15 protein-coding genes are annotated in these 19849 nt (G+C 69.6%); 8 read left to right on the forward strand and 7 right to left on the reverse strand.

The annotated features are described in order from the left end of the window. Positions 1 to 18: 18 nt before the first annotated feature. The 6 genes from MFF58_RS23810 to MFF58_RS23835 all read left to right on the forward strand — a co-directional run bounded on the left by MFF58_RS23810 (position 19) and on the right by MFF58_RS23835 (position 7426). The gene (locus tag MFF58_RS23810; protein WP_238291490.1) at positions 19 to 432 is read left to right on the forward strand and encodes a hypothetical protein; all 414 of its coding nucleotides are present in this window, start codon (positions 19 to 21) and stop codon (positions 430 to 432) included. After that, on the forward strand, positions 383 to 1198 hold the full coding sequence (locus MFF58_RS23815; RefSeq protein ID WP_238291491.1) for an FAD binding domain-containing protein: 816 nt from the start codon (positions 383 to 385) through the stop codon (positions 1196 to 1198). Before MFF58_RS23810 ends, MFF58_RS23815 begins: the two co-directional genes overlap by 50 nt. After that, on the forward strand, positions 1195 to 3900 hold the full coding sequence (locus tag MFF58_RS23820) for a molybdopterin-dependent oxidoreductase (protein WP_238291492.1): 2706 nt from the start codon (positions 1195 to 1197) through the stop codon (positions 3898 to 3900). Before MFF58_RS23815 ends, MFF58_RS23820 begins: the two co-directional genes overlap by 4 nt. Continuing rightward, the gene (locus MFF58_RS23825) at positions 3897 to 4853 is read left to right on the forward strand and encodes an antibiotic biosynthesis monooxygenase (protein ID WP_238291493.1); all 957 of its coding nucleotides are present in this window, start codon (positions 3897 to 3899) and stop codon (positions 4851 to 4853) included. The genes MFF58_RS23820 and MFF58_RS23825 overlap by 4 nt, the downstream gene beginning before the upstream one ends. A gap of 23 nt (positions 4854 to 4876) precedes the next feature. After that, positions 4877 to 6004 (forward strand): hypothetical protein, encoded by a 1128-nt coding sequence (locus MFF58_RS23830; protein WP_238291494.1) that lies wholly within the window; start codon positions 4877 to 4879, stop codon positions 6002 to 6004. Between the two features lie 828 nt (positions 6005 to 6832). Then, positions 6833 to 7426, forward strand: coding sequence for an SAM-dependent methyltransferase (locus tag MFF58_RS23835; RefSeq protein WP_238291495.1), 594 nt, complete (start codon positions 6833 to 6835; stop codon positions 7424 to 7426). Here the strand turns inward: MFF58_RS23835 and MFF58_RS23840 are convergent, their stop codons facing one another. The 3 genes from MFF58_RS23840 to MFF58_RS23850 all read right to left on the reverse strand — a co-directional run bounded on the left by MFF58_RS23840 (position 7427) and on the right by MFF58_RS23850 (position 12208). After that, a complete protein-coding gene (locus MFF58_RS23840) occupies positions 7427 to 8755 on the reverse strand; it encodes an APC family permease (RefSeq protein ID WP_238291496.1) in 1329 nt (442 codons plus the stop codon). A gap of 203 nt (positions 8756 to 8958) precedes the next feature. Continuing rightward, a complete protein-coding gene (locus tag MFF58_RS23845) occupies positions 8959 to 10161 on the reverse strand; it encodes an L-dopachrome tautomerase-related protein (RefSeq protein WP_238291497.1) in 1203 nt (400 codons plus the stop codon). A 1033-nt stretch (positions 10162 to 11194) separates the two neighbouring features. Beyond that, positions 11195 to 12208 carry a patatin-like phospholipase family protein gene (locus tag MFF58_RS23850; RefSeq protein WP_238291498.1) on the reverse strand — a complete coding sequence of 338 codons (1014 nt, stop codon included), beginning with the start codon at positions 12206 to 12208 and terminating at the stop codon, positions 11195 to 11197. A 501-nt stretch (positions 12209 to 12709) separates the two neighbouring features. Here MFF58_RS23850 and MFF58_RS23855 point away from each other — a divergent pair. Further along, a complete protein-coding gene (locus MFF58_RS23855) occupies positions 12710 to 12967 on the forward strand; it encodes a hypothetical protein (protein ID WP_238291499.1) in 258 nt (85 codons plus the stop codon). A 263-nt stretch (positions 12968 to 13230) separates the two neighbouring features. After that, positions 13231 to 13896 carry a carbonic anhydrase gene (locus MFF58_RS23860; protein ID WP_238291500.1) on the forward strand — a complete coding sequence of 222 codons (666 nt, stop codon included), beginning with the start codon at positions 13231 to 13233 and terminating at the stop codon, positions 13894 to 13896. 649 nt (positions 13897 to 14545) lie between these two features. Here MFF58_RS23860 and MFF58_RS23865 read toward each other — a convergent pair. The 4 genes from MFF58_RS23865 to MFF58_RS23880 form a co-directional block, all read right to left on the reverse strand. Further along, entirely contained in the window at positions 14546 to 15208 is a 663-nt protein-coding gene (locus tag MFF58_RS23865; protein ID WP_238291501.1) for a GDYXXLXY domain-containing protein, read from the reverse strand. Further along, positions 15205 to 16542, reverse strand: a complete 1338-nt coding sequence (locus MFF58_RS23870) for a DUF2157 domain-containing protein (RefSeq protein WP_238291502.1) — start codon at positions 16540 to 16542, stop codon at positions 15205 to 15207. Before MFF58_RS23870 ends, MFF58_RS23865 begins: the two co-directional genes overlap by 4 nt. Before the next feature lie 936 nt (positions 16543 to 17478). Further along, complete coding sequence (locus MFF58_RS23875; protein ID WP_238291503.1) at positions 17479 to 18855, reverse strand: cytochrome P450; 1377 nt, start codon at positions 18853 to 18855, stop codon at positions 17479 to 17481. Between the two features lie 236 nt (positions 18856 to 19091). After that, on the reverse strand, positions 19092 to 19823 hold the full coding sequence (locus MFF58_RS23880) for a GntR family transcriptional regulator (RefSeq protein ID WP_238291520.1): 732 nt from the start codon (positions 19821 to 19823) through the stop codon (positions 19092 to 19094). Positions 19824 to 19849: the final 26 nt, after the last annotated feature.

Here is a 19849-nt window from a genome sequence, read left to right on the forward strand (position 1 = left end):
ATCATTTTAAAATCGCTCATGAGCGCGTTCTTCTGCCGACGCCTCGAAGTAATAATGATCTGTGGGGCATCCAAATCCGAGTATACAAATCTTCAAACGGCCAGTGCGCCGAGGATCTTGACGTGGCGAACCCGCCCACGTTTACTCACCATCGACTTGGAAGAGTTTGCGGATATCGACGATATCGCAGTCGATTCTGTCTTCGAATACGCGATCAAGCGTGACGAAACGTTAAGGAAGTTTGGGGATCGCGCGATCCTCGATCGCAGGGGCCGCGCAGCCGAGTTCCGCCCGGGCTTCGTCGTCACCGACGCCCACCCGAGGGGCGATCGCGAACGGGCATGGTGGGGACTACGATCATGGCACGTCTTGAAGGTCAGCGATGAATCTGTCGACGATCGTCGAAGTCAAGCGACCCACGTCGCTGGATGAAATACAGGGCTGGCACGACGGCTGCTCCTGGCTGGCCGGGGGGACGTGGCTGTTCTCCGAGCCGCAGGCGGCGCTGGACACGCTGATCGACCTCGATCGCCTGGGCTGGGCGCCGCTGACGGTGACGGAGGCCGGCCTCGAGATCGCCGCGACGTGCCGCATCGCGGACCTGCGGGCCTTCGAGGGGCCACCGGCATGGCACGCTGTGCCGCTGTTCCGGCAGTGCATCGATTCCTTCCTGATGTCCTTCAAGATCTGGAACGCCGCCACCATCGGCGGGAACGTCTGCATGTCGCTGCCCGCGGGCGCGATGATCTCTCTGACGGCGGCGCTCGAGGGTGCCTGCACGCTGTGGCCGCGCGACGGCGCACCCCGCGCGGTCCCCGTCGTCGACTTCGTGACCGGCAACCGTGCCAACGTTCTCCGGCCCGGGGAGCTGCTGCGAAGCATCCAGCTACCCGCCTCCGCCCTGACGAAGCGCACGGCGATGCGGCAGGTGTCGCTGACCAAGCTCGGGCGGTCGGCCGCCCTGATCATCGCCACCGTGCGCGCGGACGGCTCGGACTTCCTGCTGACGGTATCGGCGGCGACGCCCCGGCCTGTGCAGCTGCGCTTCCCCGCCTGTCCGTCGGCCGACGATCTGCGCGACGCCCTCGACGCGCGGCTGCCGGCGGACGCCTACTTCGACGACGTGCACGGATCGGCCCCCTACAAGCGCCACGTCACGCGATACCTCGCCGAACAGATCCGTACGGAGCTCGCGTGACCCAGTTCTCGATCAATGGCCGCGGCTACGCCGCCGAGCCTGCGCCGGGCCAGTGCCTGCGGACCTTCCTGCGCGACCTCGCCGTGTTCGGCGTCAAGAAGGGCTGCGACGCGGGCGATTGCGGCGCCTGCACCGTCCATATCGACGGCAAGCCGTTCCATTCCTGCCTGGTCCCCGCCTTCCGGGCCGAGGGGCGCGAGGTCACGACGATCGAGGGCCTGTCCGGCTGCGGCAACGATCTGCACCCCACGCAGCAGGCGTTTCGGGACGCGCAGGCCTTCCAGTGCGGCTTCTGCACGGCCGGCATGATCATGACGGCGGTGACCCTGACCGACGCGCAGAAGGCCGACCTGCCGCACGCGCTCAAGGGTAACCTCTGCCGCTGCACCGGTTACCGCTCGATCGACGACGCCCTTCACGGCCGCTGCAACATCGAGGCGGACCTGCCCGGCAGGGCGCTCGGCGCCAGCCTGCCCAACCCCTTCACCGATGCGATCCTCACGGGGACTGCCCGCTACACGATGGACGTGGCCGTCGCGGACTTGCTGCACCTCAAGGTCCTGCGCTCGCCCCACGCCCACGCCCGCATCGTGACGGTCGACAAGGCGGCGGCGCTGGCGGTGCCGGGGGTGGTGGCGGTCTACACCTGGGAAGACGTGCCGAAGCGCCGGTTCACCTCGGCCCTGCACGAGGATCATCTCGTCGATCCCGACGACATCCTGCTCCTCGACGACGTCGCGCGCTTCGCCGGCCAGCGGGTCGCGGCCGTGGTGGCCGAGACGGAGGCCGCTGCCGAGGCGGGATGCCGGGCGCTGCAGGTGACCTACGCGGTCCTGCCGGCGGTGTTCGACCCGGTTGCCGCGATCGCGCCCGGTGCGCCGCTCCTCCACGACAAGGACCACGTCGAGTCCAACAGCAACATCTACTGCACGCTTCAGGGCGAGATCGGCGACGTGGCGCAGGGCTTCGCGCAGGCCGACGTGGTGCACGAGGAGACCTACTCCACCACCCGCGTCCAGCACGCGCACCTGGAGACGCACGGATCGATCGCGTGGAAAGGCGAGGACGGCCGCTGGCACGTCCGGACGAGTTCGCAGGCGCCGTTCGTGGTGCGGACGAAGCTCGCCTACGTGATGGGCCTGTCGCCCCGGGACATCCACGTGTTCACCGAGCGGGTCGGCGGCGGCTTCGGCGGCAAGCAGGAGATGGTCTCGGAGGACCTCGTCCTGTTCGCCACCATGAAGCTCGGCCGCCCGGTGAAGTGGGAATGGACCCGGGAAGAGGAATTCATCGGCGCCACGACCCGGCACCCGATGACGACCCGGGTGAAGATCGGCGCCCGCCGGGACGGCACGCTGACGGCGCTCGACGTCGAGGTCTTCTCCAACACCGGGGCCTATGGCGGCCACGGCGGCGAGACCCTGGCGGCCGCGATGGGCAGCCCGATCGCCGCCTACCGGTGTCCGAACAAGAAGGGCATCGGCCACGCCGTCTACACCAACATGGTGCCCGCGGGGGGCTTCCGCGGCTACGGCGCCTCGCAGACGACCTTCGCCATCGAGGGCGCGCTCGACGCGCTCGCCGGCCAGCTCGGCATCGACCCGTTCACGATGCGGCGGAAGAACGTGGTGCAGCCGGGCGACAACGTCGAGTCGATCTGGAAGGAGCCGAGCGACGCCAGCTTCGGCAGCCACGGCATCGGCGAGTGCCTCGACATCGTCGAGCGCGCCCTCGCGACGGGCAACGGCGTGGCCAAGCCCGAGGGGGCGGACTGGGCCGAAGGACGGGGCATCGCCCTGGCCATGCTGGAATGCGGGCCGCCGACGGAGCATCGCTCGGGCGCCGAGATGCGCCTGCTGCCGGATGGGACCTATCATCTCGCCTGCGGATCCACCGAGATGGGCAACGGCATCACCACGGCGCACAAGCAGATCGCCGCCGCGATCCTCGGAACCCGGGTCGAGGCCGTCGCCATCATCAACGCCGACACGGACCGGACGCCCTACGACACCGGCACCTTCGCCAGCACCGGCACGGTGGTGGGCGGCAAGGCGGTGCACCTCGCCGCGCAGGCCATGGTCGAGGACGTGCTCGACTTCGCCGGCCGGCACACCGGGGTGCCGCGGGATCAGTGCCGGCTGGACGAGGACGGCGTCATCTGCGGCAACCGGCGGATCGCGCTGTCCGACCTCCACGCAGAGGGCGCGAAGGTCGATCACCGCTTCATGGTGACCCGCCGGGCCTATCTCTCCCCGCGCACGATCGCCTTCAACGTGCAGGGCGTCCGCCTCGCGGTGCATCGCGTGACCGGCGAGATCCGGGTCCTGCACAGCGTCCACGCCGCCGACATCGGGAAGCCGATCAACCCGATGCAGTGCCGCGGCCAGCTCGATGGCGCCGTGGCCATGGGCTACGGCTGGGCGCTGGTCGAGACCATGGTGCACGATCGGGAGGGCCGGATGGTCAATCCGCAATTGCGCAACTGCCGGATCCCGACCTTCGCCGACACCCCGCACACCGAGATCTACTTCGCCGACACGGTCGACAGCATCGGGCCGCTCGGGGCGAAGTCGCAGGGCGAGTGCGGGATCAACCCCGTGGCGCCGGCGATCGCCAACGCCCTGGCCGACGCCACGGGGGTGCGCTTCACGCACCTGCCGTTCACGCCCGACCGCCTGTTCACAACGCTGTCTGCGGCATGAGCGCGGTCGTCCCCAGCGTCAGCATCGTGACGCAGACCTCGGTGCGGCCGGACTGCGCGGAGGCCTTCGCGCAATGGCAGGGCGGGACCAGCGCGGTGATCGCGTCCTTCCCGGGCTTCATCGAGCAGCGCCTGATGCCCCCGCACCCGCCGCTGCAGGTCGACTGGGTTATCCTCCAGCGGTTCAGCAGCCAGGACCACGCCAAGGCCTGGCTCGGCTCCCCTGAGCGGCAGGCCCGCATCGAGGGCGCCACCCCGATGCTCGTCGGCCGCGACGACGTTCACATCGTCAAGGACGACGCCAGCGCGGCCCGCACCGCGCCGGTGAGTGCCGTGATCAGCACCCGCGTGAAGCCCGGCATGGAGGCCGCCTACCGCCAGTGGGAGCAGAAGATCGCGGCGGCTCAGTCGAAGGCGCCCGGTCTGCAGGGCTACCGCTTCGAGCCGGCCGTGCCGGGGGTGCAGGAGGACTTCGTGGCGATCCTGCGCTTCGACAGCGAGGCGAACCTTCAGGCCTGGATGGACTCGCCCGCGCGGCAGGCCTTGGTCAGGGAAGCGGCACCGCTCACCGCGGAGTTCCACACCCGGACGGTGCAGAGCGGCTTCGAGCAGTGGTTCCGCGACGTCACGCCGGCGGGGGGCGCAGCGCCCGCGGCGTGGAAGATGAACATGATCGTCGTGCTGACGCTCTATCCGACCGTTTTCCTGTGGGGGCTCCTGATCGGCACGCCGATCCTGTCCCGGACCCTGAAGCTGGATTTCCCGGTGGCCCTGTTCATCGGCAACGTGTTCAGCGTGCTCGTCACCGCCCAGCTTGTGCCGTGGACCGCCCAGCGGCTGAGCTGGTGGCTGTCCCCCAAGCCGGAGCGGCGGGCCCGCGTCGATCTTCAGGGGGCTGCGCTGCTGGCCGCAGCCTGCGCGATCATGATCCTGATCTTTTGGAAACTGTTGTGACGGGTGCGGCGATACCGGGGGCGGTGCCCCGTCCCGGCCTGCGCCGCGCGGCGATCCTCCTGGCACCGGTCTGCGCGGGGGGCTGGCTGATCGGCGCCGCCCGGGCCGAGACGGGGAGCGATGCGGGCCCGCCTCCGGCCGCCCGAGCCGCGGAAGCGGGGTTGAGCACGGTGCACAAGGTGTCGGCCCGCCAGGACCGCCAGGAGGCCGGCGTCACGACCGCGGCCGCGACCGTGATGGCGGCCCCGCCGCCCTCGGTCTTCAGCTTTTCCGACACGGTGGTGAGCTACCGCTTCCAGGGGCCCGCGGCAGAGCCGGGCCTCTTCGTGCGCCGCCCCGACGGCGCGGCAGGGGGCGGGTTCGCTCCGCGCGAAGTGCCGAAGAACGTGGTCAACCTGTTCCACGCCAATTCGTGGGCCTACGGCACCAATCTCGTCTCCCTCGACATCCTCCGTTCCGGATCCCAGGATCCGGCCGGCGACAATCGACGCCTGTCCAAGGATTACGGGGCGACCGAGGCCTACCTCATCTACCGGGGCGTCCTGAGCCTGAACAGGATCTTCGACACCGAGACGTTTGCCATCCCGGGCTTCGTCAAGGATATCGGCCTGTCGTTCGGGGCCGACATCAACACCAAGGACACGGCCTTCGATTCCGAGAAACGGGCCGGGACCTTCGGCCTCAGCTTCGCCTTCGACGTACCGGCCGGATTCGTGAACCTGAAGGTTCAGGGCTACAAGGAATTCTCCCGCAACGGTCTCGCCGGAAGCATCCTTCAGAGAGGACTGGTCCCGACCTTTGATTACTCGCACTTCCGAAGCGTTGAGTACAAGATGACGCCGGAGTTCGAGATCACCTACACCATTCCGCTGCCCTTCACCGGGCTGCCCCTGTCCCTCGCCGGCTTCAACACCATCATCCTGCCCAAGGGACGCTACGGCTTCCTCAACGAGAACGACACCCAGCTGGAGTTCGTCTCGCAGACCAACCTAGTCCTGGATGTCGGGCAGCTCATCGCCAACTCGCCCAACCGCGTCGAGGTCTTCGCGGGTTTCCAGTACTGGCACAACAAGTTCGGCGCCGACCCGCGACGCACCATCAATACGGAGGAGAAGGCGCTGATCGCGGGGATCGCGTACCACCTGAAGTAGCGCGAGACCGCCGATGGGGGGTGGGCGGCCCGCCGTGGCCCGTCCCGACCGCGTGGCGATCGAGGCCCGCTCCAACTCCCCGGTTCGGCATGTCCGGGTGCTGCCGGACCCGCGGGGAACGACGGAGGCCGCAGCACGGAGCCTGCCTCACGCCGTTGCGGAACCCGGCCTCACTCCGCAACGCGACGGGGGGCGTCCTCGCGGAGAGGGACCGGTTCGTCCGCTGCGCGCCGGGGCGGTCCGGGAACGGCGCCGACGACGTCGCCGTTGCGGATCGCCTCGCGGAGGTTCCGCTGCGCCGCGCGACCTTCCGTGCCCCCCGGCTGGGTGACGGCCGAATCACCCGACGGGGCCAGAACTGTCTGGGCCTGCGCCGAGTCCGCAGCGCAGAGCAGCGCGATCATGGCGAGTGCCGATCGGTGTCGCATCGGGAACGTCCTCCGGATCAGATCCGCTCTGAGGCGAGCGCATGGACCCAACCTAGGTAGGGCGCCGATGGGGCCGGCGTCATCCCCGCCGGCCCGATCTACGCAGGCCCGGACCGGTGCCGCACGGGCCGGTCTTCGCCGGATCCTCGGCGCCGTGGCCCGGAACTGTCCCGATCACCTTCGGTTCCCTCGGCCTACAGTGACCGGCGCCCCGAGGTGTATCGTGCGTCACCGCGGGACAGTCTCACGCCGCCTCATGCTCCGATCCGGCAGCCTTGCCGCTACCGCCACCCTGCTCGGGATCAAAGGATCCGCAGGCTTGGCGATGGAGTCCGGAAGCCCGGCGAGGGCCCCGTCGGGGCGGCGGCCGACCACCCTCGATACCGATTACTTTAAGGGCATGTACGCCACCGAATCCGACCCCTGGAAGTTCGCCACCAGCCCTTACGAGCGTGACAAGTATGCGGCGACGCTCGCGGCCCTGCCGCGCGCCCACTACACGTCCGCCCTGGACGCCGGGTGCTCCATCGGCGTCTTCACCCGTCAGCTCTGCCGGCGCTGCGACGCGCTGATCGGGCTCGACGTGGTTCCCTCCGTGCTCGACGCGGCCCGGGCACGCTGCGCCGATTGCCCGAATGCGCGCTTCGAACTCGCCGCCGTTCCCGGCGCCTGGCCGGACGGGAAGTTCGACCTCGTGGTGATCTCGGAGGTGGCCTACTATCTCGACCGCGCCGACCTCGCCCGCCTCGTCGCCCGGGTCGAGGGCGCTATCCTGCCGGAGGCGGACATCATTCTGGTCCACTGGCTCGGAGTCACCCATTATCCCCTCTCCGGCGACGATGCGGCCGAGGGCTTCATCGCGGGCGCACGCGGCTTCGCACGAGTTTTCCAACAGGCGCGAACCGCCCAATACCGCCTCGACGTGTTGCGCGCGTCCAAGTCCGACGCGTCCAGGCCCGAACCGTCCAGGCCCGACGCGTCCTCCGGCCGGTGATCACCTCCGCCCGTAGGCGCGGCAGACGGCGTACAGCGCGAGGCCCAGGAGCATCACCGCGAGCCCGCCGAGGGACTGGAAGGGTCGCGCCACGACCAGATAGACCAGCATGAACAGGGTCACGCCGAGGAAGATCATCGGCGTGACGGGGTAACCCCAGGCGCGATAGGGCCGCGGCAGGTCCGGCCGCAGGATCCGCAGCCTGATCAGGCCGAGCACCGTGAGGAAAGAGCACAGGGTGAGGCCGAACTGGATGAACTGCAGCACGGCCTCGTAGCTCTGGGTGAGGAGCAGGAGGCTGGCGACGCCGCACTGGAGGAGGATCGCGGCCGCGGGCACGCCGCCGCTCGTGCGCCGCGCGAACAACCGCAGGAGCCGCTCATCCTCGGCCATCGCGACCGTGACGCTCGGGCCGATCCACATCATCGCGCCGATCGTCGGGATCAAGCCGACGCAGATCACCGCACCCACGACGCGGGCGCCATCCGCGCCGAAGACGTGCCGGCCACTGATCATGGCGACGTCGATCTGTCCGGCGAGCTCGTGCAACGGGGTGGTGCGGAGGAACACGGCGTTCAGGGCGACGTAGAGCACGATGACGAGGCCCGTCCCGAGGAACAGGGCCCGGGGCAGGCTGTAATGCGGATCGGCCAGATCGCCGGCGATGTAGGTCGCGGCGTTCCACCCTGAGTAAGCGTACATCACGAAGACGAGGCTGACGGCGAAGCCGGCGCTGAACACCTGCGCCGGGTCGAAGGCGCTCGGCGCGAAGCTGACGGGCTGCCCGTCCCCGGCCGCGAAACCAGCCGCGATGAACGCCGCGACGAGCAGGAGCTTCAGCAGCGTCGACCCGACCTGGAACGCCTCACCGAAGCGCCCGCCCGTCAAGCGGATGGCCGTGACGATCCAGATGACCGCGAGGCCGAGCGGCAGCGGCGGTGCCGCCGGATGGAAGGCCCTGGCATAGTGCCCGAACGCCATCGCGGCCAGCGCCACCGGCGCCGCGAAGCCGATGGTGGCCGAGAGCCAGCCCGCCATGAAGCCGACGGCCGGATTGTAGGCGCGTGTGAGGTAGATGTACTCGCCGCTCGATCGGGGAAACATCGTGGCCAACTCGGCGTAGCTGAACGCCCCGCACAGGGCGACGAGCCCGCCGATCCCCCAGAGCAGCAGCAGCCCGAACCCGGACTGGATGTCCGTCACCTGGAAACCGAGGCTGGTGAACACCCCGACACCGATCATGTCGGCCACCACGAGGGCGGTCGCCGCCGGGGTCGCGACGGCCGATGCCGGCCGTTCGATCGATGGGCGGGTCGCGCCTTCAGTCATCGCCGGCCACCGGGTTGATCGATGGCGGGACTAGCCGCCTGGATGCCGACGCTACCGGAAAGCGACGGCCTCCGTTCCGAGCACACGCGATGACGCTGCGCGACCGAGTCCGGCTTGCCGTACGGGCGTGCGAAGCGGGCGCTCCGTTTCGGGGCCGCGCGCTCGAGCGGGCCGGGCGCCGATGACGGGCGCCCGGAGCCGCCTCAGCGGCCGGGTGCCGAACCCGTCGCGGCCGGGTTGCCGCCGGGCCCCGGCTTGATGGCCCAGAGTTCCGTCGGCAGGCTGATCGGTGCGCCGGGCTTGTAGTCGGCCGAGTCCTGGATGTGCGAGGTCGTCACGTAGATCGTGCCGTCCGGGCCCTCGCTGAGCGTGTCCGGCCATCGCAGCTTCGGATCCTGCACCAGGGTTGTGAGGCCGGTTTCCCGGCCGGACAGGTCGCGCACCTTCACGGAATCGTCCTGCGGCGAGGTCACGTACATCCGCCCGTCCGCGCGGGAGATCAGCAGGCCGTCGGCGGGACCGTTCTCGCCGACCGTGACGATCTTCCCGCTCAGGGTCTTGTCGCTGAGCATCTCGGGCACGAACGACGACGCGGCCCAGCCGGTGAGCGCATCCGTCGGCAGGCTGTAGAGCGTCTTGCCCTTGATCGCCTGCCAGTACAGCGTCCGGCCGTCCGGCGAGAGCGCGATCCCGTCCGCCGAGAACTCCACGCCGCGGCCATCCGGACGACGCAGGGGCTTGCCGTCGTACTGCACGGTCACGCTCGCGTCGGGCATGGTCGTGGGATGGCCGGACAGGACGCGCTTGGCCGTCCCGCCGTCGAGGTCCACCACGATCAGTGCGCCCTCGGCGCCGGAATCGGTGAGGTAGGCGGTCTTGCCGTCGGGCGAGATGCGCACGTCGTTGATGTACGAGGCCTGCAGCACCGTGCTGGTGTCGAACGGGATCGTCTTCACGACCTGATTGGTCTTCAGGTCGATGCCGACGAGCTTGGGACCGTCCTTGACCACGTGCGCCATCGCCGGGGCTGCAGCATCGACCACCCAGAGCCGGTTCTGCCCGTCGGCCACCACGCTCTGAACGCAGACGAAATGCGTCTTCGGATCGAGCGCGTCCGCCTTCGCGTTGCGCCAGCCGTTCCACGCGTCGTTCGGATAGGGCACCGGCTTGCCGTCCTTCAGCTCGGCCACCGAGACCGGCGCGTCCTCGCTCCAGCGCGGGAAGTTGACGAAGATGCGCCCGTCCCGCGCCACGGTGATGCCGGTGACCTGATGCGCGAAGCCCGCGACCTTGGTGAGGCTGCCCGGAGCGGCCGTCTCCTGGGCCACGACCGGCGAAACCACCGCCATCACGCCGGTCATCAGGACCACGGCCAGCCCGAAGCGGGCGTTGGTTGCTCTCGTCATGTTGCGACTCTGATCTGGAAGGCGCCGGCGAATCGGCTCGGGTGAGCCGGCCACCGATCGCGGATGCTGCGACTGTTCCGTGAGCCTAACGCGCGAAAGGCCCCTCGTTCTCGTGCGTCATCGAAGCGGTGCTCCCGCCCCGAGGCTCGGCCTCGTGCGACGCGGTCGTCCCGATCTCGTCCCGGCGGTGGGCGGAGTCCGGGAACCGCGGGGGCTTCGTGGGAGCTGCCGCGTGCCGGCGAGACGCATTTGCACGGCGGGCGGCGTGCCGCGAGAAGGATGCACGGCCCGCCGGGATGACCGATCGGATCCGGCATGCGCTCGGTATCGAAACGCCTGACCTGCGCGGCCCTCGGCTTCGTCGCCACATCGGTCGTGCACGCGCAGTCCCTGAACCATCCGGGGCCGCAGGCCCCCACGCCCGAACCCGATCCCCATGCTTGACCGTTGACCACCGTGGGCAGGTTGAACGTCCTCACGGGTCCCGAAGGTCGGAACCACTGCACGACGACGCTTGTCGGCCCGCGTCACGCGCTCACGGCCGCCGAGTGTCGCTGGGACGGGGCACGGCGGCGCCGGGCCGACGCCGCCGACGTTCACTTCTCTCCGGGTACGAGCAGGGCCGCTACACCGCGCACGCGATCGCCAGGGCCTGCGCGAAGCCGGATGCCGACCGGTTCGCCACGACCCGTGAGGATCTCAGCCGCGACTGGGCCGTCGTGGAGCTTGCCGGCTCGATAGCCCGCAAACCGCTGGGCCTGAGCCGGGCCATCGGCCCAGGCACCGGCGCCACCGTCCTGACGGGCATCGTCCACGCGGGCTACGATCCTACGCGAACCAGATCGTCAGCGTCGTCCGCGGCTGCCGGGCCCGTTACGGGCCGTCTTCCCTGCCGCTGCTCGACCAAGACTGCCGGGTCGCGCCCGGTGCGTCCGGCTCGGCGTTGATCCTGCGCGAGGGCGAGCCCGGCATCGTCGGCCTTCGCGTACCCGGTTCGTCGACCGGCACCTCCATCGCCGTGCCGGTCAGCAGTTCAAGCCGCCCCGCCGGCCCGCAGGCTGGACTCCTCGCCGATCGCAGCCCCCGTTCCGGCCAGCCAGCGCTCGGCCGTCGCCCGCCCCAGATCGCGCAGGCCGCCGAGGGTCGACCAGCGCGTGTCGAGCTTGCTCACGCCGCCGCCGGCCAGCGAGCAGGGCGCCTGCAGGAGATGGATGTTGATGGCGGCGATGGCCCGCATCCGCTCGGATCGCGGCTCCGCCGCCAGGGCGTAGGCCTGCAACTCGGTCAAGGTTTTCAGGTCCCGCATCAGGCAGGCGTTGAAGCTGATGTCGCTGACGCGCGATGCCATCTCCGAGGGCAGCATCCCGACCTCGTAGGTCTCGAAGGGCGTGAGTTGGACAACGATCAGGTCGGTGGCGCCGTGATCGCCGAACACCAGTGGATCCAGGGCCGGGTTGGCCGAATAGCCACCATCCCAGTAGCGCCGGCCGTCGATCTCGACCGCGTCGAACAACTCGGGGAGGCAGGCTGAGGCCATCAACGCGTCGAGGGTCACTTCGGCCCCGGAGAAGAGGCGCGGGGCGCCGGTCAGGATGTCGGTGGCCGAAACGTACAGCGGCAGATGGTCTTGGCGCGCCAGAAGGTCGAGATCCAGGCTCGCGCTCGCCACGGCCCGCAGCGGCTGCATGCTCCGCAAGGCCGGCAGGAACGGGGACACATAGGCGGCGAAGTCACGGCCGAACGCCAACGATCGGTTCAGGAACGGCTCGAACAGCGGTCCGGATGCGCCGAGGAGATCCAGCCCCCGCAGCGGCGAGCGGTCGGCTACGGCTCGCCACAACCGCGCCAAAGCCGCCTGCGCCGCCGCATCGCCACCGGTGGCGAGACCGGTGACCAGGGCGGCGCCGTTGAGCGCGCCGGCACTCGCGCCACTCACGGCCACGATCTCGACGTGCTCCTCCAAGAGGCGATCGATGATGCCCCAGCCATAGGCGCCGTAGGCACCACCGCCCTGCAGGCCCAACGCCACCCGAGGTTTTGCCCGCAACGCGCAATCCTTTCCACTCAGCATGGCAGGTCCACCCCGCCGATGCTGGTGTAGAGCGGAGCCCGCAGCTGCCCAGGTCTGGTCGATTCGAACTCTGCTTGGGATACCGCCCGCTCTTAAGCTCCGTCGATCTTCCAGCGAACCGGTCCCTTGCCGTCACGTCGGGCCGGTCGCTCCGCGGGGTGGCGGCGGTCATAGCGCGGCGCGTGAGACGTCCCCGGACACACGCGATGGGCCCGTGCCGTCGCGGCGTTGCATTTTCTCGGTTACCACGAAACGTCACGGTTAGGCGTTTATCCCCGCGCCTCTTCCAAGTGGATCTGAAGAAAAATTGAATGCAAAATAACATATTGACGCGGCGTGATCGAGGATACGGTTCGACTCGACATCGCATGTGCGTTACAGCACCGTGAACTCGGAACGTCATAACTTCGCCGAAGTTGTTGGGCCAGCAAACGCCCGGATAGGCGGAGTGTTGAACAAGTGAGACTCCAAGCCACGATGAAGACCCGTATCGCCGCCGTCGTCACCGCACTTACCCTTGGCGCAGCTCCGATCCCGTCTGCTCTGGCTCACGATATCGGCGCCCGCCATACCGGCGTCACACCCTATGACGTCTACACCCCCGGCCTCCGCACCGTGGTCGACCTGCCCTTCTACGATGCCTGTCCGGTGAGTTCGGGCACCGCGGGGAACGCAGACCCGCAGACCCGCTCACTCAAGCGATACGGCCAGACCGCCGGCGGCAACCGCTGCTGAGCGCGCAGCCTTCGTGCATGTTCCCACCTTCTCGACGGCACGGTCCGCCCCTTGGTGATGCGTCGCCGGCAGAACGATGCGACGACGGGGAGCTGTGACGTCCGGCAGACCGTCGCGCGAAGTCTGCAACCGCACAGCGCGCGGTTGCGGCTGCGCACGCCCGGCCTCTTCACGCGAGATCGCTCGAGGCCTCCGAGACATTCCGCGAAGCGACATGCGGGAACGCATGCTCAGAACCACCCTCAGACCTGATCGGAGACACCATGTTCCCCGCTGCCCTGACGCAAGGCTATCGCTCGTTTCTCTCCGCCCGGTTTCCCGAGGAGAGCCGCCGCTTCAAGGATCTCGCCACCAGCCAAGCACCCGAGATCCTGGTGATCAGCTGCTGTGACAGCCGGGTTGCGCCGGAGGCGATCTTCGATGCCGGGCCGGGCGAGCTGTTCGTGATCCGCAACGTGGCCAACATCGTGCCGATTTACGAGACCGGGGGCGACTATCACGGGACCTCGGCGGCGATCGAGTTCGCCGTGCAGGCGCTGGAGGTGAAGCACATCGTGGTGCTCGGCCATGCCACCTGCGGGGGCATCAAGGCCTACGCCAACAAGGCGCAGCCGCTCTCGCCGGGCAACTTCATCGGCAAGTGGGTGTCGCTGGTGGCGCCGGCCGAGGCGAAGGCGGGCGATTCCAGCGCGCCCGACTACCTGACCCGGATGGAGCACGCCATGGTCAGCCAGAGCATGGAGAACCTCCTGACCTTCCCGTTCGTGAACGAGCGGGTCGCGGATGGCCGGCTCCAGATCCACGGCGCCCATTTCGGCATCGGCAACGGCGTGCTGCTCGTGCGCCAGCCGGAAACCGGCGATTTCGCACCCATCGCCGATGGTTCGGGCATGCCGATCCGCCCGTCCGCCACGATCGCCTGCACCTGACGCGGTCGCGCGGCCGGGACGGGGCGCTGCGCCGCGAGAACCTCCGGAACCTGGGATCCGGTGCAAATAACTGGATCCGGTGCCGCGGTGAGGGGCACCGGGCCCTCGCGGCTCGGCTCCGTCAGCGGCTCGGACTTGCGACGGTCAGAGATCTTCGCCTCGAACCTGTCGGATCGCGGAATCTCGCATTTCACCGGCGCCGAGACCGCCGATCTTCCAGTCGCGCCTCACGCTGGAGGGCCGGGGCGCAGCGGAGGCTTCGCAGAGGGTATTCGGGCTTCGCGCGGCGTGCTCCGTCGAGGCTTGCCGCCGCGGGCGTCCCAGGATCACGGTCAGGAGCGGCGTGATGGGGTCGAGCCGGCTCTCAGTTCGCGGGCTCGAATAGGCTCGCGCCTCGGACATGGCGTGAGCGCGCATCGCAGCGACGTCCGTTTCCTTCATCGCTGCCGAAAGGGCGGCGGATGTCCAGGCCTGGAGATCCAGCCTCGTGGCGCGACAACCGTGCTTCGTTGTTGTTCGGGATTCTGATGCAAACGAGACAACCTGAACAAGCGAGGGATCGCTGCCTTCTGCAGTTCTTCTCTGCGAAACGGCCTCGCAGCATGATTGTGCGTCCCACGCCCCCAGCTCCGTCGCGCGTGACAGATCCTCACCAGAGGCGCGCGGTCTTGGCGAAGGCTTTCCCCGCCACCGTGAGACCGTCGAGCACCGCCCGCCCATCCGGGGCAACCCGGACCTCGACGAGAACGTCCTTGCGGGCTGTCCGGTCGAGCTTGGCCGGATCGCCCTGCGCTCCGTACCACTGCTCGATGCCGTAACTCACGGCGCCGGTCAGACAGGCGGGACGCTGGCAAGTCGCAGGCTCGGACGGCTGGCCGCCTGGCCTGGCTCGGATGCCCAGGGGAGCCCCCTGGCGGGCAAGCGTGGCCGAACCCAGTTGGCCCCTGATGAACAGGCTACCCTCTTGCGGAGGCTCGAACAGCACCTCTTCCGCCCTGTGGATGCCCTCGGCATCGGCGGCGAGCCTGAGATAGACGACCCGACCGGTCTCGAGGCGGCAGCTCTCGCGAGCATCGAGATCGCAGCCGAGCGGCCGTGATCGTACGCCCAGACCCTGGAGCCGTCCGATCTCGTAGGCGAGGACGCTGTACTCGCCGCGCAGCAGGTCGCGCGGATCTCGCGTTTCGACGGCAAGCCGGACGGAGCGCCCGTCGTGCAGCCGTTGCGTTTGCTGCCACGCCAGATGCAGCGAGGGCATCACCTGGATCGCGAGCAGGCCGGCGAAAGCCGCGCCGAGCGCGAGACCGTTCATGCGGCTCTCCCGTCGATGCGCCGGGCAGCCCAGCGACAGGCCACCAGGGCGAGGGTCACCAGGAGCGCGCAGAGCAGCAGGTTACCCGAGAAGGCGATAAGATTGCTGGACGCGGCGAGCATGCCGACCGTCAGACCGGCGGTCAGCGCCAAGCCCCAGCCGTACAGCTCGCGCCTGTCCTCCAGCTCACCGGCCACGACGAGGGTGAGCGCCGGAACGATGCCGCCCCACACGGTCCAGAACGTCGAGGGCTCCCGGCTTGCGCCGGCGATGAGCCACACCAGAAGCGCCAGGGCGGATGCCGCGAGGACGAGGAGATCGCTCGTGAGGAGTGTCGCCCGGGCCGGCGACCGGCGGCGAGCCAGGATGAAGGCAGCGAGCGCGATCGCGGCAAACGCCAGGGCCACCGTGAAGGCGGGTCGCGCACCGCCGAAGCCGAGCGTCCGAACGGCTACCATGACGATGCCGATCAGGTTGAGTCCGACCGCGGCGCGCGCCAGGGCCTGGGCGCCGTCGTGGAGGCGAGGGGGCCATCCTCCTCGCGGCGGCACGCGGGACAGGAGGTGCCCCAAGGCGAGGGCGAGCGCCGCGACGGTCAGGATCCGGTCCGGCGGCAGGAGGACCGTCAAGCCCGCCGGCGCGCCCCCGAGGTGATTGGTCAGCACGATCAGGAGCAGGAGCAGCGTGAACTCCCGGGCCGGAAGCCAGCCGGTCAGACTCGCGACGAACAGGGCTGGGCCCAAAGTCCAGAACCAGAGCCCTGCTCCGGAACCGGTCTCACCCCGCAACGAGCCGAGATCGAGACCATTCAAGCCCGCATCGGCCGCGATGAGGGCGATGCAGGCGACGATGGCCGCTCCGCCGGAGCGCGTGATCAGCGCCGTCGCCGCGCCGAGGATCGCGACGGTGACGGCGAAGCCCCGGGGATCGGCGGCCACGTGGAAGGTCTGGCCGACCAGTGCGAGGGTGGCGGCCGCGATCGCGAGGGATAGCGTCGCCAATCCATCTACGACCCGGCGCGATGATCTGATGCGATCGCGGCTGAGGCGGCGGGCCGCGAGATAGGTGCCGGCCACCGCCGCGGTGTCGGCGAGGACGAGCACGACGAGCCGCGCGGGGGGTGACATCGCGGACCAGTTCGCCGCCACGAAGGCGATGACGGACGGCGCCACGAGCAGGAGGATGCAGAGCGCCAGGGCCGTCTGAAGGGGCCGCAGGCCGCGGGCCGCGAGGGCGTGAGCGGCGATGCGCTCAGCCTGCTCCGGCTGGATCAGGCCGCGCTCCTGCCAGTCGCGCAGATCGCGCCGCAGGCGTGCGGAATAGGACAGCGGCATGGGCAGCCTTCATGCGATACTGCGCATTCTACGAGGCGAGAATTAAAACGGGGCTGTCGACGTGGAATGTAAGTTTTCGCACCTCAAGATATGCTTATCATCGGCTGAATATTCTGAAACTGATTGACGGGGCGGATCGGTCGTCGCTGGTGACGCCGATCCTCGCGTCGTCGCCCGCGTGACCGAACGGAAGTGGCGATGCCGGTTCGGCGGCCAGACGTCCGGGGCGCTTCCGGTCGCGCCGGGGATCGCTGACTTCGGCGGGAGAGGGGCGGGACAAGCGTGCCCGCGCATTCTCAGGGCTCGATCCGAAACCAACATGCTGGCCCGGGCCGGATGTGCCCGACCGCTTCGCGCTTCATGGACCACTCGGCGGCGCCTCGAACGCGGACGTCGGCGCCTCGGTCATGCCGCTGATTCACCTCTGACTCTCTGCGCGCCTGATCGTTCGGGGCTTGGCAGTCGCGCGGGACGCGCGGCGCAGATCGGACGTCGTCGGCGCTTCTCGAGGCTCACCGGCGCGGCGCCCTCGCGGCTTGCGCCGTCGCCCCGCTTGCCGCGTCCCGCTCCGATGCTGTCGCAGCGCTCGGCGGTCGTTCCGGTCGTATCGGCGCTCTATACCGCCCGGTCCCGCGTTCGGTTCTCCGCTGCCCGGCCTCGGGCTGGGAGAGGGCGCACCCATGCGGCCGGCGAGGCGCGGTCGAACGCCGTCCGCTCCCGGTGATCGCGCCGGGATACGCCGCGCGGGGGTTCTGCGTTCAAGCTTCGCGAGCGTCACGAGGCATTCGCCCCTGCCGGGATCCGCCGCCCGCCACCGTGACGGTCGCCCGCGGCATGGTCCGATCGGGAGCGTGCGCGCGGGCATCGTCACGCGGGCCGTCATCGGCCGGAACGCCGGCTCTACGCTGCGCACAAGGTCTCCCGCGCCGCCAGACCTCACGCGGTCGGAAGCAGGCGGAAGGTGGGAGATCGGTTCGGCCGCGTGGCGAAGGAGCCGACCGGCATTACCGGGCCGTCATCGTCGAGGACAAGGTCGTTGTCCCGCAGCAACCGCGCCAGGACCAGCACTGCCTCCGAAGTGGCCAGTTGCGCCCCGATGCACACGCGGGGCCCCGCGCCGAACGGCAGGAATGCGTGGCGATCAGGCTTCTCGGAGCCGAGGAATCGTCCGGGGTCGAAGCGCTCGGGGGAGGCCCACAGGCGCGGATCGGTGTGCAGCAGGGTGAACGGCATCAGCACGATGGCACCGCGCCTGACCGGTACACCGCCCAGGTCGTGGTCCGCCACCGCCTGGCGCGCCGTCATGTAGGCCGGCGGGTAGAGCCGCAGCGCCTCATCCACCACGGCGCGCGTGCGCGGCAGGGAGCCGACAGCCGACGCGGCCCCGCTTGGGGACAGGTCTGCCCGCCGCGCCTCCCGCCGGATGGCGCGGCGCCACGCGGGCGCGTTGGCCAGCAGGTAGCAGGCCCAGAACAGGGTCAGGCCCGTCGTCTCGTGCCCGGCGAAGATCATCGTCGACACCTCGTCGGCCAGGAGATCCTCGTCCCGGTTCCCGTAGGCCTCGGCCAGGAGGGCGAAGAGGTCGCGCGGCGCCCCCGGGGGGTGAGAGGCCCGGCGCTGCGCGATGATCGCCAGGATGAGAGCCCGCCAGCGCCGGCGGAAGCGTGAGCGGCGGACGGTGGTGAACGTCGGCACCCAGTGCGGCAGGATGAAGTCGCTGGCGCGGGGCCGTCCGATGCCGCCGGCGTAGGACAGGAGCAGGCCGCGCAGCTGCGGTCCGAAGGTGCCGGACACCAGGGAGAACATGCTCGTGCAGGCGACCCCGAGGCTGAGGTCCTGCATGACGCCGAGCAGATCCACCGGTGCCCCGCGGGATGCCTCCAGCGGGGCGAGCGTGGCCTCGGCACAGGCGGCCATGTGGTGGGCGAGCAGGGTTACGGTGCGGGGTGTGAAGGCCGGCGCCAGGGTCCGGCGCTGCCGACGCCAAGCCTGCCCCTCGCTGGCGGCGACGCCGCGTCCGATGAGAGCCCCGAAGATGCGGTCGCCGGCCGCGATTCGCCGATAGAGCTCCGGACGCGTGGCCAGCACGTCGCGGATCGCCTGCGGACCGGAGGCGACGACGACATCGCGGCCGAACATCGGCAGCACGAGGACCGCCTGCTCGCGGCACCGGTGCGGAAAGGCGGAGTAGGCGTTACGGCGCAGGCCGTGCAGGACGCCGAGAGCGCCCACGCGGTCCGGCGCCAGCGGCGGCATGGGCGGGGTGAAGGAGGCTTGCCCGGGCGTGTCGGTCGCCTCGCTGATGATGTCCATCGGGTATCCTCATCGCAGGCGATGGCGGCCGTGCGTCGCGCCCCGCGTTGATACCGGGCCGCCGACGCTTGGCGCGAGGTCGGATCACGCGGGTCGGGTCAAGCATGCCCAAGATACCGACGTGCCGGGCCGGCCGATCCGGGGGGCACACCGCTACGCCCGTCTCCGCGCGTCGCTGATCCCATGGCGCTCGACCCGTCTGCGAACTGGCGCCGACCGGTCCGTGCGGATCCTGATCAGTCGAAGCCGGAGGACGTCTCCGGCGCCGACATCGCGGGGTCGGCCACCCGCAATGGCTCGCGCGTTGGCTTGCCCCGTGCGAGCACGGCCGAGGCGGTCCTGCCCGCCGACGACAGGGACGACCCCGCGCGCCTGCTCTCGGGGTTGGCGATGCGCGCGAGGTAATCGGCCTTGCTCGCCTGCATGTGATCGACGGCGAGCTGCGCGAGCGCCCAGCGATCGCGCCCGCGCAAGAGCTCGATCATGGTCCCATGCTGATCGACCGAGAGCCGGAGGCCGTCGGCATCCGCCAGGTTCTTGGCGCGCATGGGCAGCGTGAGGCCCATGTAGTCGGTGAGCGTGCGCACGAGGTATGGGTTCCCGCACGCATCGAACAGGGCGATGTGGAAGGCGTCGTTCGCCTCGTGGATGCCGCGCAGGTCCCGCTTCTCCACCGTGTCGCGGTAGGCGTCCTGCAGCGCGTCGAGGCTGGCGATCAGACCGGGCTCGGCCGGCAGCGCGATCATCAGCATCGCCTGCCGCGTGAGCATCTCGCGGACTTCGTAGATCTGCCGCACCTCCTCGGCGGAATAGGACCTCACCGTCGCCCCAACGTTCCGCTCCCGCTGCACGACGCCCCGGCGCTCCATCTCCACGAGGGTCTGGCGGATGAAGTGACGGGAGGCGCCGAAGCGCACCATCAGGGCATCCTCGGTCAGGCGCGCTCCGGGCGCGAGGCGCCCGAACATGATGTCCTCCTCCAGGAGCGCCACGA

This window comes from Methylobacterium longum (genome assembly GCF_022179385.1).
Classification (GTDB): domain Bacteria; phylum Pseudomonadota; class Alphaproteobacteria; order Rhizobiales; family Beijerinckiaceae; genus Methylobacterium; species Methylobacterium longum.

What these genes read in the sequence shown, in the direction of transcription:
- MFF58_RS23810 (WP_238291490.1), top strand. Translation starts at nt 19, where the DNA reads ATGAGCGCGTTCTTCTGCCGACGCCTCGAAGTAATAATGATCTGTGGG.
- MFF58_RS23815 (WP_238291491.1), top strand. Translation starts at nt 383, where the DNA reads ATGAATCTGTCGACGATCGTCGAAGTCAAGCGACCCACGTCGCTGGAT.
- MFF58_RS23825 (WP_238291493.1), top strand. Translation starts at nt 3,897, where the DNA reads ATGAGCGCGGTCGTCCCCAGCGTCAGCATCGTGACGCAGACCTCGGTG.
- MFF58_RS23835 (WP_238291495.1), top strand. Translation starts at nt 6,833, where the DNA reads ATGTACGCCACCGAATCCGACCCCTGGAAGTTCGCCACCAGCCCTTAC.
- MFF58_RS23840 (WP_238291496.1), bottom strand. Translation starts at nt 8,755, where the DNA reads ATGACTGAAGGCGCGACCCGCCCATCGATCGAACGGCCGGCATCGGCC.
- MFF58_RS23845 (WP_238291497.1), bottom strand. Translation starts at nt 10,161, where the DNA reads ATGACGAGAGCAACCAACGCCCGCTTCGGGCTGGCCGTGGTCCTGATG.
- MFF58_RS23855 (WP_238291499.1), top strand. Translation starts at nt 12,710, where the DNA reads ATGAAGACCCGTATCGCCGCCGTCGTCACCGCACTTACCCTTGGCGCA.
- MFF58_RS23860 (WP_238291500.1), top strand. Translation starts at nt 13,231, where the DNA reads ATGTTCCCCGCTGCCCTGACGCAAGGCTATCGCTCGTTTCTCTCCGCC.
- MFF58_RS23865 (WP_238291501.1), bottom strand. Translation starts at nt 15,208, where the DNA reads ATGAACGGTCTCGCGCTCGGCGCGGCTTTCGCCGGCCTGCTCGCGATC.
- MFF58_RS23870 (WP_238291502.1), bottom strand. Translation starts at nt 16,542, where the DNA reads ATGCCGCTGTCCTATTCCGCACGCCTGCGGCGCGATCTGCGCGACTGG.
- MFF58_RS23875 (WP_238291503.1), bottom strand. Translation starts at nt 18,855, where the DNA reads ATGGACATCATCAGCGAGGCGACCGACACGCCCGGGCAAGCCTCCTTC.
- MFF58_RS23880 (WP_238291520.1), bottom strand. Translation starts at nt 19,823, where the DNA reads ATGTTCGGGCGCCTCGCGCCCGGAGCGCGCCTGACCGAGGATGCCCTG.